Origin of the sequence: Pseudobacteroides sp., from assembly GCF_036567765.1 — a bacterium.
Lineage (GTDB): Bacteria > Bacillota > Clostridia > Acetivibrionales > DSM-2933 > Pseudobacteroides.
Genome location: NZ_DATCTU010000036.1, coordinates 81,883 through 97,614, shown reverse-complemented (window position 1 = coordinate 97,614; position 15,732 = coordinate 81,883). Strand labels below are relative to the sequence as shown.

At 38.0% G+C, this 15,732-nt stretch carries 12 protein-coding genes and 1 other annotated feature; of the genes, 5 read left to right on the top strand and 7 right to left on the bottom strand.

From position 1 onward, the window contains the following. Together pstC and VIO64_RS06915 are read right to left on the bottom strand one after the other, a co-directional pair. Complete coding sequence (pstC, locus tag VIO64_RS06920) at nucleotides 1-951, bottom strand: phosphate ABC transporter permease subunit PstC (RefSeq protein WP_331916520.1); 951 nt, start codon at nucleotides 949-951, stop codon at nucleotides 1-3. A 98-nt stretch (nucleotides 952-1,049) separates the two neighbouring features. Then, nucleotides 1,050-1,904 carry a phosphate ABC transporter substrate-binding protein gene (locus tag VIO64_RS06915; RefSeq protein ID WP_331916518.1) on the bottom strand — a complete coding sequence of 285 codons (855 nt, stop codon included), beginning with the start codon at nucleotides 1,902-1,904 and terminating at the stop codon, nucleotides 1,050-1,052. 251 nt (nucleotides 1,905-2,155) lie between these two features. On the opposite strand from VIO64_RS06915, the gene VIO64_RS06910 reads away from it, so the two are divergent. Then, nucleotides 2,156-2,674 (top strand): amidase domain-containing protein, encoded by a 519-nt coding sequence (locus tag VIO64_RS06910; RefSeq protein WP_331916516.1) that lies wholly within the window; start codon nucleotides 2,156-2,158, stop codon nucleotides 2,672-2,674. A 6-nt stretch (nucleotides 2,675-2,680) separates the two neighbouring features. Here VIO64_RS06910 and VIO64_RS06905 read toward each other — a convergent pair whose 3' ends face one another. From VIO64_RS06905 to VIO64_RS06895, 3 genes are all read right to left on the bottom strand, one after another. After that, nucleotides 2,681-3,142, bottom strand: coding sequence for a chemotaxis protein CheW (locus VIO64_RS06905; RefSeq protein ID WP_331916514.1), 462 nt, complete (start codon nucleotides 3,140-3,142; stop codon nucleotides 2,681-2,683). A gap of 172 nt (nucleotides 3,143-3,314) precedes the next feature. Next, nucleotides 3,315-4,520: a bifunctional glutamate N-acetyltransferase/amino-acid acetyltransferase ArgJ gene (argJ, locus tag VIO64_RS06900; protein WP_331916512.1), complete on the bottom strand. Its 1,206-nt coding sequence runs from the start codon at nucleotides 4,518-4,520 to the stop codon at nucleotides 3,315-3,317. A 186-nt stretch (nucleotides 4,521-4,706) separates the two neighbouring features. Next, entirely contained in the window at nucleotides 4,707-5,351 is a 645-nt protein-coding gene (locus tag VIO64_RS06895) for a hypothetical protein (RefSeq protein WP_331916510.1), read from the bottom strand. Nucleotides 5,352-5,572: 221 nt separating this feature from the next. On the opposite strand from VIO64_RS06895, the gene VIO64_RS06890 reads away from it, so the two are divergent. Next, nucleotides 5,573-6,304, top strand: a complete 732-nt coding sequence (locus VIO64_RS06890; RefSeq protein WP_331916508.1) for an FHA domain-containing protein — start codon at nucleotides 5,573-5,575, stop codon at nucleotides 6,302-6,304. A 26-nt stretch (nucleotides 6,305-6,330) separates the two neighbouring features. Here the strand turns inward: VIO64_RS06890 and VIO64_RS06885 are convergent, their stop codons facing one another. Together VIO64_RS06885 and VIO64_RS06880 are read right to left on the bottom strand one after the other, a co-directional pair. Continuing rightward, nucleotides 6,331-8,472 (bottom strand): serine/threonine-protein kinase, encoded by a 2,142-nt coding sequence (locus tag VIO64_RS06885; RefSeq protein ID WP_331916506.1) that lies wholly within the window; start codon nucleotides 8,470-8,472, stop codon nucleotides 6,331-6,333. A gap of 10 nt (nucleotides 8,473-8,482) precedes the next feature. Continuing rightward, nucleotides 8,483-8,698, bottom strand: a complete 216-nt coding sequence (locus VIO64_RS06880; RefSeq protein ID WP_331916504.1) for a hypothetical protein — start codon at nucleotides 8,696-8,698, stop codon at nucleotides 8,483-8,485. A 617-nt stretch (nucleotides 8,699-9,315) separates the two neighbouring features. After that, nucleotides 9,316-9,540: a binding site (T-box leader), on the top strand. Nucleotides 9,541-9,588: 48 nt separating this feature from the next. Between VIO64_RS06880 and VIO64_RS06875 the strand changes: the two genes are divergently transcribed. The 3 genes from VIO64_RS06875 to VIO64_RS06865 all read left to right on the top strand — a co-directional run bounded on the left by VIO64_RS06875 (nucleotide 9,589) and on the right by VIO64_RS06865 (nucleotide 15,697). After that, nucleotides 9,589-9,834 carry a hypothetical protein gene (locus VIO64_RS06875; RefSeq protein ID WP_331916502.1) on the top strand — a complete coding sequence of 82 codons (246 nt, stop codon included), beginning with the start codon at nucleotides 9,589-9,591 and terminating at the stop codon, nucleotides 9,832-9,834. A gap of 53 nt (nucleotides 9,835-9,887) precedes the next feature. Continuing rightward, nucleotides 9,888-12,539, top strand: coding sequence for a valine--tRNA ligase (locus VIO64_RS06870; RefSeq protein ID WP_331916500.1), 2,652 nt, complete (start codon nucleotides 9,888-9,890; stop codon nucleotides 12,537-12,539). Between the two features lie 107 nt (nucleotides 12,540-12,646). Beyond that, on the top strand, nucleotides 12,647-15,697 hold the full coding sequence (locus tag VIO64_RS06865) for an MMPL family transporter (RefSeq protein ID WP_331916498.1): 3,051 nt from the start codon (nucleotides 12,647-12,649) through the stop codon (nucleotides 15,695-15,697). Nucleotides 15,698-15,732 lie beyond the last annotated feature (35 nt).

The following is a 15,732-nucleotide window of genomic DNA, read 5'->3' as shown; positions in this document are numbered from 1 at the left end:
TCATTTTATAAAACTCCCCTTTGCTCCTATTTTATGAATAATTACGATAAAGAGAAATGAAATAAGTAACAGGAGAAAAGCTAAGGACCATAATGCATTTGCTTCCAGAGTTCCTGATACTGCATTTCCCATTTCCATAGTTATAACACTGGTCATCGTATTTGCCCTGTCAAAAATGGATTTTGGGAAGAGTATATTATTACCTATTACCATCTGTACAGCAAGGGCTTCTCCAAAAGCTCTTGCAAGTCCCAATACAACACCTGTCAGCATGCCGGGCAAAGCGGCGGGAATCAAAACTTTTCGTATGGTTTGCCAGCGGGTTGCACCCAGTGCAAAAGAAGCTTCCTTAAAATCTTTGGGAAGTGCCTTAAGAGCATCATAAGAAATACTGGCAATTGTGGGGAAAATCATTATTGATAAAACCAGTCCCCCTGTAAGAAGGCTTTTACCTGTTGTATTTATATCCTTGTCTATAAAAGGGATTGTGAGTGTCAGTTTGCTTATAAACGGCACCAGTAAGGTAAGACCTATCCAACCATAAACCACAGAAGGGATGCCCACAAATATCTCTATTACGGGCTGGAGTATCTTTTTACCGAATTTGGGAGAAATCTCCGACATAAAAACTGATATTGCTACACTAAAAGGTGTGCTTATAAGTAATGCAAGGGAAGAGACTGAAATGGAGCCAAAAATAAAAACAAGGGCTCCGATTGCAGGTCCACCTTTTGATAAGTCTCTCAAAGGATCCCACTTAGAGGAAAAAAGGAACTTGAGAGGTGATTGTTTATCTAAAATAAAAGTAGACAAGCCCTGGGAAGCGATAAAGAAAACCAGGCTTATCGTCAAAATTATCAAAAATATTCCGAAAAAAGTAACTAGCGACTTTCCCAACAATTCGGTTTTAATATAATGGGAAGTAATTTTGCGTTTATTGGGTTTTGACATTTAATTAAAACCTCCATTTACACTATACTGCTGCTTAGGATAGACTAAAGTATAGTATCCTAGGCAGCAGATTATAAAATCTATTTTAATGCAGTTATTTATCTTTTTACCTTCATATCTTTTATCGGTATAAACTTGAGCTTTGGAACTATGTTGGTCTGCACCTCATCACTCAATACATAATCAATGAATGATTTTGTGAGGCCGGTAGGTTCTCCCTTTGTGTACATGTGCTCATATGCCCATACAGGGTAAGAACCATTTGCAACATTTTCTCCGGTAGGCTCAACACCGTTAAGTTTTAGAGCCTTAGTCTTATCGTCAAGATAAGAGAATGCGAGATAGGAGATTGACCCTTCGGTTTGTGATACTGTCTGCTTAACTGTCCCTGATTGGTCTTCTTTTAACGCAGTACCCTCTGCCTCTTCTGCATTGTTTAAGGCATATTTCTTAAAGGTTGCTCGTGTACCTGAGTTGCTTGGCCTATTGATAAGTACTATCTTCATATCATCTCCGCCAACTTCCTTCCAGTTGGTTATTTTTCCTGTAAAAATATCTATCAATTGCTGAGAAGTAACATTATCAACCTTGACATTTGGATTTACTACCGCAGCAATACCAACTACGCATACTGTATGGTCATTTAACTCTTTTGCTTCCTCAGGCTTTAATTTTTCTTCTGCGTATACATCTGAGTTACCGATATTTACTGCACCTTGATAAACCTGAGTGAGGCCTTGACCGCTTCCGCCTGCCTGAACAGATATTTTGCTGCCAGAGTTCTTTGCCATGTATTCTTTTGCTGCATTGTCTGCAAGAGGTAGAAGTGCAGATGAGCCGGAGAGACTTATTGATTCCCCGTCAGATGAACCGCAGGCTGATAGAGCAAGTGATAAAAGAATTGCCAGTACTGTAAGTAATGATGCATTTTTAAAACAAGTTTTTCTTTTCATTAAAGATTTCCCCCTAAAAATTAATGATTTTAATATTATGGCTTTTTTGTCTTTAATTAAATCAAACATGTATAAATAATATTTGATCTTAACTTATTTTAAATATTACATTTGGTAATTTAAGAACACATTAAGCAATTGTTAAGTGGATGTTAATTATTTGAGGGACTAAGATCACTTATAGGATATGGTCACATCAGTCCTACAGCATTCATAATATAAATAAATAACTGTAATCAGGATGTGAAAAAATGTATAGGGATTTGATCACTTTACCCTACAATAGAGACAGGGCAGCGGAATATGCACATAAGTGGGCATATGGAAGGAACCCACGCTACTTGAATTTTGAAAACCTCGGGGGAGACTGCACAAATTTTGCCTCTCAATGTATATACAGCGGAAGCAGGGTTATGAATTATAATTCTGTGTACGGTTGGTATTATACCAGTTCGTATGACAGGACTGCATCATGGACAGGGGTAAATTATCTTTACAATTTTCTTGTTAAGCGGGATGGAGGAGTAGGGCCCTTTGCAGAGGAGGCGGACATGAAAGACGCCAGGTCAGGGGACATTGTTCAACTTTCATTTACAGGCGGCGAAAATTTTAATCATTCACCGGTAATAGTGAAAATAAATAATCCTGTATCATACGGTAATATACTGGTGGCAGCACATACCGATGATCAGGATTATTATCCTTTGACAGGATATGAATGGGTAAAAATCAGGTTTTTACATATTTTAGGAGTTAGGCAGTACAGATAAAATATGTCATAGTGCATTTATACCTACAGGCTGGCCGCTATCATCCGTGATTTCGCTGGCTAGCTTAAGGTCCAAAAGAAGTACTGCTTTCTGATCTATTTTTGCAACTCCTGTGATATATTTTTTGTTCATCGCCTTGATTGTTTCAGGAGAGGGTTCAATGTTTTTATCATCTATCCATATAATTTCATTAACTACATCAATTATAAACCCCACTGCCAGGCTCTCGGAATTGAGTATAACTATTTTGGTATGATCATCGCTTTCTTTTGCAGCCAGGTTGAATTTTTTTCTTAAGTTCATAATGGTATAGATTTTTCCCCTGAGGTTAATAAGGCCTTGGACATAGCTTGGGGCATTGGGTATCTTGAAAATCTCCATTGGAGTAATTATTTCCTTAACCTGCTCTATGTTTATGCCGAACATTTCCTCATCCACTTTGAAAATGACAATTTGTTGATTAGCCATTTCAATACCTCCTGTAAGACGGCTTATTTTTATAAATATCGGAGAGTTGGCACAAAAAATTTATATGTAAAAATGCTTATACATATATATAAGAACGCAAACAAAAAACTTCACATACTGTGAAGTTTAATTGGTTTGAGAAATTATGACTATTCTATTGGCGGTAAATAATTTATGTTCTGTAGCTTCCGTTTATCTTAACATAATCATACGAGAAATCACAAGTCCACATCCTGTCTGAGAACTGGCCCTTTTTAAGGTTTATTGCAATCTTTATTTCTTTTTCTTTAAGTACTTTTTTTGCAGCAGCTTCATCGAAATCCAGTGCACATCCGTTTCTGCACACCATCAGGCTGCCTATTGATATGTCCACAAGGTTAGGATCAAAGTCTGCTCCCGAGTAACCAACTGCTGTAAGGATTCTTCCCCAGTTGGCATCTTCGCCGAATATGGCTGTCTTAACCAGAGGTGATTTTGCAACCGAGCATACCGCGTTATATGCATCCTCTTCAGATGAAGCACCATTTACTGCTATCTCTACCAATTTTGTGGCACCTTCTCCATCCTTTGCAATTTCCCTTGCAAGGAAGGTACAAACATATTCAAACCCTTTCTTAAAGGCCTCAAAATCAACATTTTCCTTAACAATCCCAGAGTTATTGGCTTCGCCGTTTGCAAAAGCCACAACCATATCGCAAACACTGGTATCACCGTCAACCGATACCCTGTTAAATGTTTTTTTCACAACTTCCTTTAAAGCTTTGTCAAGGAGGCCACGGGATATATTTGCATCAGTAGTAATGACTCCAATCATTGTAGCCATGTTTGGATGGATCATTCCTGAACCTTTTGCCATTCCGCCTATAATGACCTTTGCATCCTGAATTTCAATCTCCACCGCTATTTCTTTTGATCTTAAGTCCGTAGTCATAATTGCTTCTTCAGCATCATGACCTCCATTTTCAGATAACTTTTGCACCGCTGTACGAATACCGGCACGAACTGACGGCATGTTAAGAGGTACGCCAATTACACCGGTTGACCCAACCAAAATTTCTTCAGGCTCGCATTGAAGAAGATTTGCGGTAAGCTCTGCCATTTCAACTGCATCCTTGTAACCTTGCTCGCCGATGCATGCATTGGCATTTCCGCTGTTTATAACAAGTGCTCTGGAATAACCGCTTTTTATATGCTCCATAGTAACCTGGAGAGAATGGCCTTTTACCTTATTTGTTGTAAAAACACCTGCAGCAACTGCAGTATCTATTGAAGAAATGATTGCGATGTCTTTTTTACCGTTTTTCTTTATTCCACATGCTTCACCAGCAGCTAAAAATCCTTTTGGGGAAGTAATCCCGCCTTCAAAAATAGTATTCAATATGTTCACCTCAAGTTATATTTGTTTTTGAATATTTAAATTATACAGTATGTGCTATTTTTATTCAATAAAATTAGGGTTGAATTTATGTTAAAACTCCTTTGTCGGTTTTTAATTGTCACTAACAATAAAAAAGATGATATCCTCTAAAAATCAGAGAACATCATCCCAAAGGGCCGCAGTCAGTCAGTTTAAAGGGGTGTAAGTACTGAAGCTGTCGCTGGCCATTTCATTAAGGAGTCTTTTTATTATCGATGTAAGTATGTAGTTATCTTCGATTAAATTCTTTATGTCAATTTGTGTTTTTGGAATTATTTCCCGGGAAAAAATGTTGTCACATGCCATAAAATTATGGCTGTACTCATCATGCACATGTTTATCAGCCTCTTTGACAATATCTTTAACAGCACCTTTGTCTTTGTTTGCCTTGCTAAGCTTCTTAAGTGCGTACATGTCATTGTTTTTCACTTGCTCCAGCCAGATTAGGCTTATAATATATTCAGGATAGTTATCATCGGTTAAAGTCGGTAAACTGCTGTCGTATTTCTTTTGGTCTGCCTGCATTAAATTAATAAGTGCCTCTGCTATTTGTTTGGCTTTTGCTGTTTTTCTAATTACCTTGACAGACTCATCATTCTCCTTAATAAAGAGACTTTCTTTGAATATTTTTTCTATAAGCAAGGTTATTTCATCGTCAAACAAACGGTATCTCATCTTATAATTTTTTAGCTTTAGGCTGAAGGTTGAATTGTTTACACCAATTACCTTTGCAGCATACGATTTTTTTACATCCAATATATCAAGCACTGTTGTCAGAACCTGCCTGTCCATAAATAACCCCTCCTAAATAATTCTTTTCATAATATGTATTTAGAATTTTGACATTTTTACAAAAGTAAAATAAAATATTTGTATGAATTTGTAACTATATCTCACAACAATAAGGTACTACTTTTTTTGTAGAAGTAAAATAGGAAATTGTATGGGAGAATTTTACCGAAGTTTTTACCGAGGAATTTACCGAAGTTTTTAAAGTGATTGGTGAGGGGTTTATGAATGTTTTTGCATGGATACTTTCTGAAATAATAGAAGCACTTTTTATAAGCGGTGCCGAATTTACAAGAAAACTTTTGATAAGTCAGGACACTCTAGACAACTGGAAAAAAGGCAAATACATGCCAAGCGATGGATTGAGTTCCAAGAGATGCACAATAAATGAGTTGATAAAACAAATAAATGATAGATATGTTAAGGTATTAAGAAGTGGAACAATATCTTCCGATGAAATAATTGGGATTTTGATAAAGTCAGGGCTTCCGCAGCAGGCAAAGGATGAGCTTTTGACATATGCAGGCAATGATGATTTTCCAGGTAAGGTTTTAAGAGCGGCCTATGAGTATGAAAAGATAAAGAATGATGACGGCTATACTTTAACTATGGTGGTTGAGAATCCTGTCTATCCTTATTTGGTACGCAGGATAAATGAAGGCAGTGATCCTACTGCAAAGGATAAAACAGAAAAAATAAATATCGATAAAAGAGACTTTATTATAGGAAGAAAAAATAAGAATGCCGATTACGTATGCAATAACAGCTTTGTTAGCAAAAATCATGCAGAGATTTTTGTAAGAGAAGGCCGGTATTATTTAATGGATCTCGGATCTACAAACGGTACTTTTGTTAATGGTAAAAGAATTGATAAACTTGTCGATACAGAAATAATTAACAATGATAAAATAAAATTTGCTGACTGGGAGTACACTTTTGTGATACCTGAAGACTAAATTCTGTGCCTTTAACAAGCTAAGATCTATGGGTTATTTGTTATTTTCCATATCACATAACCTTTTAAATCTGTAACAAATATATTTCCCTCTTTATCAACTTCAAAATCACAGGGCTCTTTAAATAAGGCATAGAAACCAGGGTAGTTTTTTAGGAGGGTAGCACTATTGGTGTTTTCCTGGGAGCCTTTACCGGGCTGCCCAGCTATGGATTCAACATCTGAGGCATCTCCGTTATTATCTATGGAAATTCTCCTTAATACATTCTTATCTAATACATATAAATATTCATCAATGGCTTTTATTCTAATTGGTGCAAAAAAACTGCTGTTTTTGCCGTCGACAAAATGCTGTTCTCCTTTGCTGCCGGCAAATAGCATAAAATCTTGAGAGGCTTTATCAAGTTTGTATATGGAGCCGTTTTCCCTGAAGCTGATAAATAAGTTGTCCAGCTTATCAATTGCTATGCTGTCTATTTCTTGATTTAGTTCCTTAATTGTTTTATAACCTCCTGTTTGAGTATTTAGGTAAATAAGGGATGAAACTACGTTGTCATAGCCTAAAGACTCACATTCTACAAGGTAGATATTACCCTTGTTGTCCAATGTAAAATCCTTAATATCTTTCAAAAAGCCGCTTTTTTTATATATAAAGTTGGTAATGCCGTCTTTATAGCTGCATATACCGAAAACAATTTGCTGATCGCTGTTTTCATAAGGTTCAAAGGAAAAATATATTGTACCGTTTGGTGATACTCTGGCTATTTGGGCGTTAGTATCCAAATCTATGGTTTTTACATTGTCTTTGTTTATGAGTCTAAGTTTGCCCAAATCTGTAACCGCGAGATTACCGTCCGGCATTAGGGATATGCTGTCAGGCTGTGCTAGTATAGCGTTTTTTAAGGCTCCATCCCTTATATCACCATTAATATCGGTATGATTGCCATTCCCGGCATAGGAGGTAACCCAGTAGTTTTTTAAGTATTTCAGGTTTATATTTACAGGACTTACCTGGCCTGTAATCTTATTGACGAGCACTGTCATTTTTAGGGTTTTGTCTTGATAGACACCCTCCAAATCAGCTACTCCCTCACCGGTAGCAAATACCCTGTCATTTCTTACCACGGCAACCCCCTGGTTAGAAGATTTCCACTTTACATAAGAGCCTTTTACCGGGGATGTTGAACCATCGCTGTATTTCTTGTTTATCTTTATTATCCTTTCCTGCTGGGGGGAAAGAGCAAGGACCTCTGGAGAAATATCCAGAAAAGCGGATGTCTCCTTCATAGTGGCTGATATGCCTAAATATACCATAGAGAGGGAAATCAGCGACATCAATATGCTGAGGGAAAGAACCACTCTGTTCTTAAATCTATGTTCCAAGCTGTGAACTCTTAAAAGGTGTATGTTATTTAAATCTCTCTTAAGTTCATCAGTGCTCTGATACCTCTCAGAAAGGTTTTTCTTTATACATTTGAGTATAATGTAATCCATCTGGGGAGATATGTTTTCATTATATTCTAAAAGGCTTGTTTCTTCAAATTTGGGTAGGGCACCGGTAAGCAAATGATGGAGAGTTACTCCAAGGCTGTAGATGTCGGTTCTGTTATCCGTTGCACCCTCGGCAGTCAACTGTTCGGGAGCTGCATAGTATGGGGTTCCTGCAATAATTGTATCTCTGGTATTTTGTCCTTTAAACTCCCTGGCAATACCGAAGTCAACAATAACTGCCTTGTTGTCGGTTGTTATTATTATGTTATGAGGCTTCATGTCACGGTAAATAATAGGGTAGGGCTTCATGCCGTGCAGATATGAAAGAGCGTCACAAAGTTGCTTGGCCCATTCGATTACAGTGTCTTCATCAAAACTTCCCTGTTCCTTGAGCTTTTTATCAAGGGGAGTTCCTTCAATGTAGCTTTCCACAAGGTAAAAACCGCTTTCATCCTCTATGACATCAACAATTTTGGGGAGGCTGACGTGATTGAGTTTTTTTAGAATATCAATTTCTGCAAGGAGCTTGATCTTGGTGTTTTTTTTATATATGTACTTAACTGCCCACAGATTGTCCAGTTCTATGTTCCGGCATAAATAAACCTTACCTGTGGCTCCTTGACCTATAAGCTTTTCTATTTTGTATTTGCCTTTAAGAATCTCACCTATATCAACCATTATAAATCTCCTATTGATCGTTGGAATTGTCAATACTCATTGTATAGTCTTCTTCATACAAGGTTGAGTCATCTACAATTAGTAATGAGTTGCTTTCCTTTTTGGATTCTGTCCCATGTTTTTCAGGGATTTGTTTCTTATTGGTTCTAATATAAAAATAAATCAATATGGCGTTTAAAATCAGCGTGCAAATACCAATTGCAATATAAACATAATGAATGCCCATCCTAGAACACCTCCGTTACAATGCATGGACTCCTGAACAATGTAATATCTGTATATTGATTTATTTTATCAATATTTATATACACTTTTCAATACATCTAAATGGTTTATACAAACATCATACAAAACATATACAAAAATGTCTCGCCTATAATTTAAAATAGGAAAAGTTAAGCATGATTATCAATGTAAATTGGAGGTGATATATGGTATTTATTCTGCATTAATTATTATGAGGCGATTGCATTGAACTTAGAATTGTTTTTTTTATTTTATTTCTTAGGGGAGTAAGTTATTTATATTATTGAATTTTCAATGTCGGAAAAATTATGGTGTATTCTACATCGCAATTTCTCACGGCAACAACCAAGATAGCAAAATCCATTTGGGGTTTTGCTATCTATTTGGGAGGCTCCCACTGGGTATAGCAACTTGTTAACTTTTGTGGTGAAAATATAGTTTTACATTTTTGGGGTGGAACTTTAAATTGTATATTATTTAACAATATTAGAAATCTTCAGTGGGAGTTTGCCAAATGGATATATCTATTTATTCTATTTGTTAAAAGTACCTTGACAGGGTACAGTCATTGATATATCATTATCTAATAGTATAATGATAAAAACAATGATTAAGAGGATTAGTCGATATAAGCCCCAAGAGAGGAAAAGCCAGCGGCTGAAAGCTTTTCCGGGATATGATCGGTGAAAGTAGCTTATAAGTTTGATAACTGAAATTGATATATATCTTAAGTAGGTTATTACGGCAGCGGACCGTTATTTCGCTTAAGAGCCCTAAGGGGAATTATGGTGGTACCGCGGAAATATGCCTTTCGTCCATTTTTTGGATGAAGGGCTTTTATAATGTCTGCGAAGCTAAGGAGATGATTGATTGAATCAAATTAAAATTATAGCTATTATTTTTATTGCAATGGGTGCAATAACGGTCTTTGGGTCAAAAGCTATTGTAAAGAGGTTTGAGCTTAACAAAAGAACAACCTGTGATTTCGAGCATGAGATGAGTGAGGAAGAACTGGAAGAGTATCTTTTTAATAAAGCGGTTGTGAGGTGCAAGATGTTGGGTATGATCCTTGCATTGCCGGGTTTTATCATGTTCTTGGCTGACACAAGAGTATAATAATTGATTTTTAGTATTTTTAATCATACTTTAAGAAAGGCAGGTCGAATATAATGGAAGAAAACAAAAACCTAGAAAAAACATATGATCCTAAGCAAGTTGAAGAAAGACTATATAAAAAGTGGATGGATAATGATTATTTCCATGCAGTAATAGATAAAGAGAAGGAGCCTTATACGATTGTCATACCCCCTCCTAACATTACGGGCCAGCTTCACATGGGGCATGCTCTTGACAATACTCTGCAGGACATACTCATTAGATGGAAAAGGATGCAAGGGTACAGCACTTTGTGGCTTCCCGGCACCGACCACGCCAGTATTGCTACTGAAGCCAAAATAGTTGAGGCTATGGCTAAAGAGGGCATAACAAAAGAAATGATAGGTCGCGATAAGTTCCTTGAAAGAGCATGGGACTGGAAAAAACTCTACGGAGGAAGAATTGTGGAGCAGCTTAAAAAGCTTGGCAGCTCCTGTGATTGGAAAAGAGAAAGGTTTACAATGGATGAGGGCCTTTCAGAAGCAGTTAAGGAAGTGTTCATAAGGCTTTATAACAAAAAGCTTATATATAGAGGCGAAAGGATAATAAACTGGTGCCCGAAGTGTAATACATCCATATCTGATGCAGAGGTTGAGTATGAGGAAAAGGAAGGAAGCTTCTGGCATATAAAGTACCCTGTAAAGGATACCAATGAGTTTATAGTGGTTGCGACAACAAGGCCTGAGACAATGCTGGGAGATACTGCTGTTGCCGTTAATCCTGATGACGAAAGGTATAAGCACCTTTTGGGTAAAATGGTTGTTTTACCGCTCATGAACAGGGAGATACCTATAATAGCCGACAGCTATGTTGATAAGGATTTTGGTACAGGTGCAGTTAAGATAACTCCATCACATGACCCAAATGACTTCGAGGTGGGATTAAGACATAGCCTTCCCCAGATCAAGGTTATGAACGACGATGCCACCATGAATGAAAACGCAAGACAATACCAGGGGATGGACAGATATGAGGCAAGAAAGCAGATAATTGAGGACCTTAAGAATCTGGATTTGCTTCTTAAGATACAGCCCCATAATCACAACGTAGGAACATGCTACAGATGCAGCACCGTTATTGAGCCAATGATATCCAAACAGTGGTTTGTTCATATGAAGCCATTAGCGGAGCCTGCTATAGAAGCTGTTAGAAATGGAACCATAAAGTTTGTACCTGAAAGATTTGCAAAAATCTATTTTAACTGGATGGAAAATATACAGGATTGGTGTATTTCAAGACAGCTGTGGTGGGGACACAGGATTCCGGCTTATTATTGTCAGGGATGCGGTAAGGCTGTTGTTGCAAGTGAAATGCCCGATACATGTCCGGACTGTGGAGGAACCAAGTTCCAGCAAGATCCCGATACACTCGACACATGGTTTAGCTCTGCATTATGGCCTTTCTCAACGCTGGGATGGCCGGAAAAAACAGAGGATCTTGCCTATTTCTATCCAACAAGCGTCCTTGTAACCGGATACGATATAATATTCTTCTGGGTTGCGAGAATGATATTCTCGGGCTTGGAGCAGATGGGCAAAGAGCCTTTTAAGTATGTGTTTATCCATGGAATAGTCAGGGATGAGCAGGGCCGTAAGATGAGTAAATCCTTAGGCAACGGTATAGACCCGCTGGAGGTAATTGATAAGTACGGAACCGATTCATTGAGGTTTGCACTTACAATAGGTGTATCTCCGGGAAGCGATCTGAGGTTCTCTGATAAGAAGGTTGAGTCAAGCAGAAACTTCACAAATAAAGTATGGAATGCTTCAAGGTTTGTTCTTATGAACTTTGATGAGGATATTGATTTTTCCAAAGTTAATGAAGCAAGGTTTACTGTTGCAGACAAGTGGATACTTACAAGGATAAATAACCTTTCTAAAGAAATTACAGAAAACATGGAAAGGTTCGAGGCTGGAATAGCATTGCAGAAGGTTTATGAGTTTATATGGGAAGAATTCTGTGACTGGTATATAGAATTGGTAAAGCCAAGGCTTTATGATAAAGAGAATGAATCAAGGCTGGAAGCCCAGTTTGTTTTAAATTATACATTAGGCAATGCATTAAAGCTGCTCCACCCATTTATGCCGTTTATAACTGAAGAGATTTACTGCCATCTTATAAACGATGATGATAGCATAATGGTTTCAAAATGGCCGGAGTATGTTGAAAAGTATAACTATTCCCGAGATGAAGCTAAAATGCAGCTTATTATGGAGGCAGTACGCAGTATAAGAAATATAAGGGCGGAGATGAATGTGCCCCCATCAAGGAAAGCTAAAATAATTTTTGTGGCCTCAGGAAATGAAGAGCAGAAGATACTTGAGGAAGGAAGAACCTACTTTGAGAAACTGGCAAGTGCATCGGATGTGGTTGTCCAGTCGGATAAAAACGGAGTTCCTGAAGATGCTGTGTCCTCAGTCATTGCAGGAGCAGAAATATTTATTCCGCTTGATGCCCTTGTTGATATGGAAAAGGAAATAGAGAGGCTTGAAAAGGAAAAAGCCAACCTTGAGAAGGAATTGGAAAGAGTAAAAGGAAAGCTTTCAAATGAAGGGTTTGTGGCGAAAGCTCCTGCAAAAGTTATAGAGGAAGAAAAGTCAAAGCTAATGAAATATCAAGAAATGTACGATAAAGTTGTTGAGAGAATTAAAGGACTAAGTAAATAATATTATTGTTAAAACAGCCCGCATAAATATATGTTAGGGCTGTTTTAAAGAATAAGTAAAGTATTTATCTATAATCTCTATGCAGAATGTTTTGGAGGAGCTAATGTATGTTAAAGAAACTTAGTGATTTTATTGTCAAATTCAGGTGGGGGTTTATTGCATTCTGGATTGTATTTGTAATATGTGTGCAGATTTTTGCACCTTCCCTTTCCAAAGTTGCAAGCAGTAACCAGGAGAGTTTCTTACCCCCGGACAGCGATCCTATTAAGGCCAATACCCTGTATAACCAATTGTTTCCGGCTAAAGGCGGAAAGTGCAGCCTCACTCTTGTTTTTGAAAACAAGGAAGGGCTCACGGAACAGGACAAAAACTATATGCTGAGCCTGGAGGAGTTTTACAGGAAGCATGAAAAAGATTATAGGATATCGGATATAGTATCTCCGGTATCTAAAAAAGAGTTTGAAAACTATATGATCAGTAAGGATAAAAAGGCTGCTCTTATGACAATTGACCTGAGTGTCAAAATGTATACAGAGGAGTCGGATAACCTAATTATTACAATGAGGGACGGCCTCAAAAAAGACTCCGACAGGAAGATTGAAGGTATGCCCGATGCACCGAGAGGGCTTTCAGTAAACATAACAGGAGATGCTGCGATTGTGCAGGAGGAACATCAGACTGTAAATAAAAGCATGGAAATAACAGCTATAATTACCATAGTGCTTCTTGTTGTGGTGCTTTTGCTTATTTACAGATCGCCTATTGCACCATTTGTACCTTTGATAACGATAGGAATTTCATTTCTTATATCCAGAGGAGTGGTGGCATGGCTTGCGGAACTAGGACTAAACGTATCATCTTTTACCGAGACATTTCTAATTGCAGTTTTATTTGGTGCAGGGACGGATTATTGCCTCCTCATAATATCTCGGTTCAGGGAAGAATTATCACAGGGCAAGGATAAGACGGAAGCATTAAAATCTGCTGTTCCCAGCACTGGCGAGGCTATAATATCAAGTGCCGGAACAGTAATTATAGGTTTTTCAATGATGTTCTTTGCAAATTTTGGACTTTATAAAACAACGGGACCCAGTGTAGGAATAGGGGTTGCAATAACATTGCTTGCAGTTATGACTCTGACCCCTTCTATAGTCTCGGTCCTGGGGGAAAAAATATTCTGGCCTGCTCGCCCATCAAAAGGACAGACAGGAAAGAAGCAGAGTACGTTTTGGTATAAGCTATCGCTTTTGGTTACTCAGAAGCCCACAAGATTTATAATTGTATGTCTTATCATATTTGTTCCATTTATGATTTCAGTAAAAGGTCTTGACCGTTCATTTGACCAGCTTAATGAATTGCCGGCATCGGCAGATTGCGTCAAGGGTTTTAATATTATGAGCGAACATTTTGGACAGGGTGAGATACTTCCTGTTAGAGTAGTCATAAAATCCGATAAAAACCTTTTGGACAACAAATCGCTGCAGGTAGTTGAACAGATTTCTCAAAATGTTTCCAAGATTGATAATGTAGCCAAAGTTAGATCTGCTACAAGACCTGATGGCACTAAAAGGAATGAGCTTACAGTATCATACTTTTTAAATAGTATATCTAAAGAAATGGATAATTCACAACAGTCTGACAATACAAAAAACAGTCTTGACAAGGTTAAGGATATCAATAAAATGGCGGATAATATGTCGGGAAAGGGTGGCTTTGGAAAGCTTGTTGACGCCACAGGACAGACAATCCAAGGTATATCTCATGTTAATGACGGTCTTGAAAGCCTGGGAGAAGGAACCAGGAGTGCAGCAAATGGTCTTACAGCTATTAATGGAGGTCTTGAAAAATTGACCACAGGCGTAGATAATACTGCTCAGGGTATAGAAAAGGCAGCTGCAGCTATTGTAAATGCGAAGAAAAGTCTTGAAGGGATGGCTAAGGACAAACCTGAAATTGTTCAGGATATAAACTACCAGACTGCTTTAGGAACAGTTGCGGGTGTATCTGAAAACATGGGCAAGATATCAATTGGACTTAGGGATATAAAAAAGGGTATGTCAGACTCCAATGAAGGTATTTCGTCTGCTAAGGATGGGCTTTCAAAGGTAGGTGAGGGGATAGTAAAATCGTCGTCTGCACTTAACCAGGTACAGGTTGCTTTAGAGCAAATAAGGGATGGACAGAAGTTGGCGCAGGATGAGATAACAACTGCTATGGGCAGCCTGAAAGAGGCATTTTCAGGCTTGGATAATAGCAAGATGGACCTTGACAAGTTAACTGAAGGCCTTGATAAGATAAAGCTGTATGCAGATGAATATTATGCAGCACACAAGGACAGTGACAGTACCTTCTTTATGCCGGCCAATGCAGAAGAAATTGAACCGGGATTCAAGGATTTTAAAAATGCCATGAAGGGATATATATCTGAAGATTCAAAGGGTATGGTACTTGACGTGGTATTGTCCATACCGCCGTATAAAATAGAGGCTCTAGACACATCCAAGGATATTAAAAGGGTTGTTGAAGAAACATTGAAAAAATCATACCTAGATGGTTCAACAATGCATGTAGGGGGTATATCCGCAACCTTTGACCATGTAAGGGATATAACTGCCCATGATTTTGTAAAGCTTATGTTATTTGTGCTAATTGGAATCTTTATAGTGCTTTGCCTGCTTTTAAGGAGCATTATTGCACCTTTCTATCTGCTTCTTACGATAGTTATAAGCTATGCAACAACAATGGGTATTAGTTTTATTGTATTCCAGGTAATAATGGGTTATGAAGGGCTTAGTTGGTCAACTACATTCTTTGCTTTTTGCCTCCTTGTAGCTCTGGGTGTGGATTATAACATATTCCTCATTTCAAGGGTGAAGGAGGAGTATAAACCCGGAGATGTTACAGGCGGGGTAGCAAGGGCACTTGCTTCAACGGGTGGTATAATAACCTCCTGTGGAGTTATTATGGCAGGTACCTTTGGAGCACTTCTAGCTTCTCCGATAAAACCCCTTTTTGAGATAGGGTTTGCAGCGGTTGTCGGCCTTCTGATGGATACATTTATTGTAAGGAGTCTGTTTGTTCCTGCGATTGCTGTAAAAGTAGGTGAGCTGAACTGGTGGCCCGGCAGAAAAGTCAAAGTATTAGCTAGAGATGAGTAAATGGAAGATAGTTATATACAGTGAGCGAAATTGCA

Bases quoted from the DNA above. Each gene is read 5' to 3' on its own strand.
- VIO64_RS06895 (WP_331916510.1), bottom strand. From the start codon at position 5,351: ATGGACAGGCAGGTTCTGACAACAGTGCTTGATATATTGGATGTAAAA.
- VIO64_RS06905 (WP_331916514.1), bottom strand. From the start codon at position 3,142: ATGGCTAATCAACAAATTGTCATTTTCAAAGTGGATGAGGAAATGTTC.
- VIO64_RS06865 (WP_331916498.1), top strand. From the start codon at position 12,647: ATGTTAAAGAAACTTAGTGATTTTATTGTCAAATTCAGGTGGGGGTTT.
- pstC (WP_331916520.1), bottom strand. From the start codon at position 951: ATGTCAAAACCCAATAAACGCAAAATTACTTCCCATTATATTAAAACC.
- VIO64_RS06885 (WP_331916506.1), bottom strand. From the start codon at position 8,472: ATGGTTGATATAGGTGAGATTCTTAAAGGCAAATACAAAATAGAAAAG.
- VIO64_RS06910 (WP_331916516.1), top strand. From the start codon at position 2,156: ATGTATAGGGATTTGATCACTTTACCCTACAATAGAGACAGGGCAGCG.
- VIO64_RS06870 (WP_331916500.1), top strand. From the start codon at position 9,888: ATGGAAGAAAACAAAAACCTAGAAAAAACATATGATCCTAAGCAAGTT.
- VIO64_RS06890 (WP_331916508.1), top strand. From the start codon at position 5,573: ATGAATGTTTTTGCATGGATACTTTCTGAAATAATAGAAGCACTTTTT.
- VIO64_RS06915 (WP_331916518.1), bottom strand. From the start codon at position 1,904: ATGAAAAGAAAAACTTGTTTTAAAAATGCATCATTACTTACAGTACTG.
- VIO64_RS06880 (WP_331916504.1), bottom strand. From the start codon at position 8,698: ATGGGCATTCATTATGTTTATATTGCAATTGGTATTTGCACGCTGATT.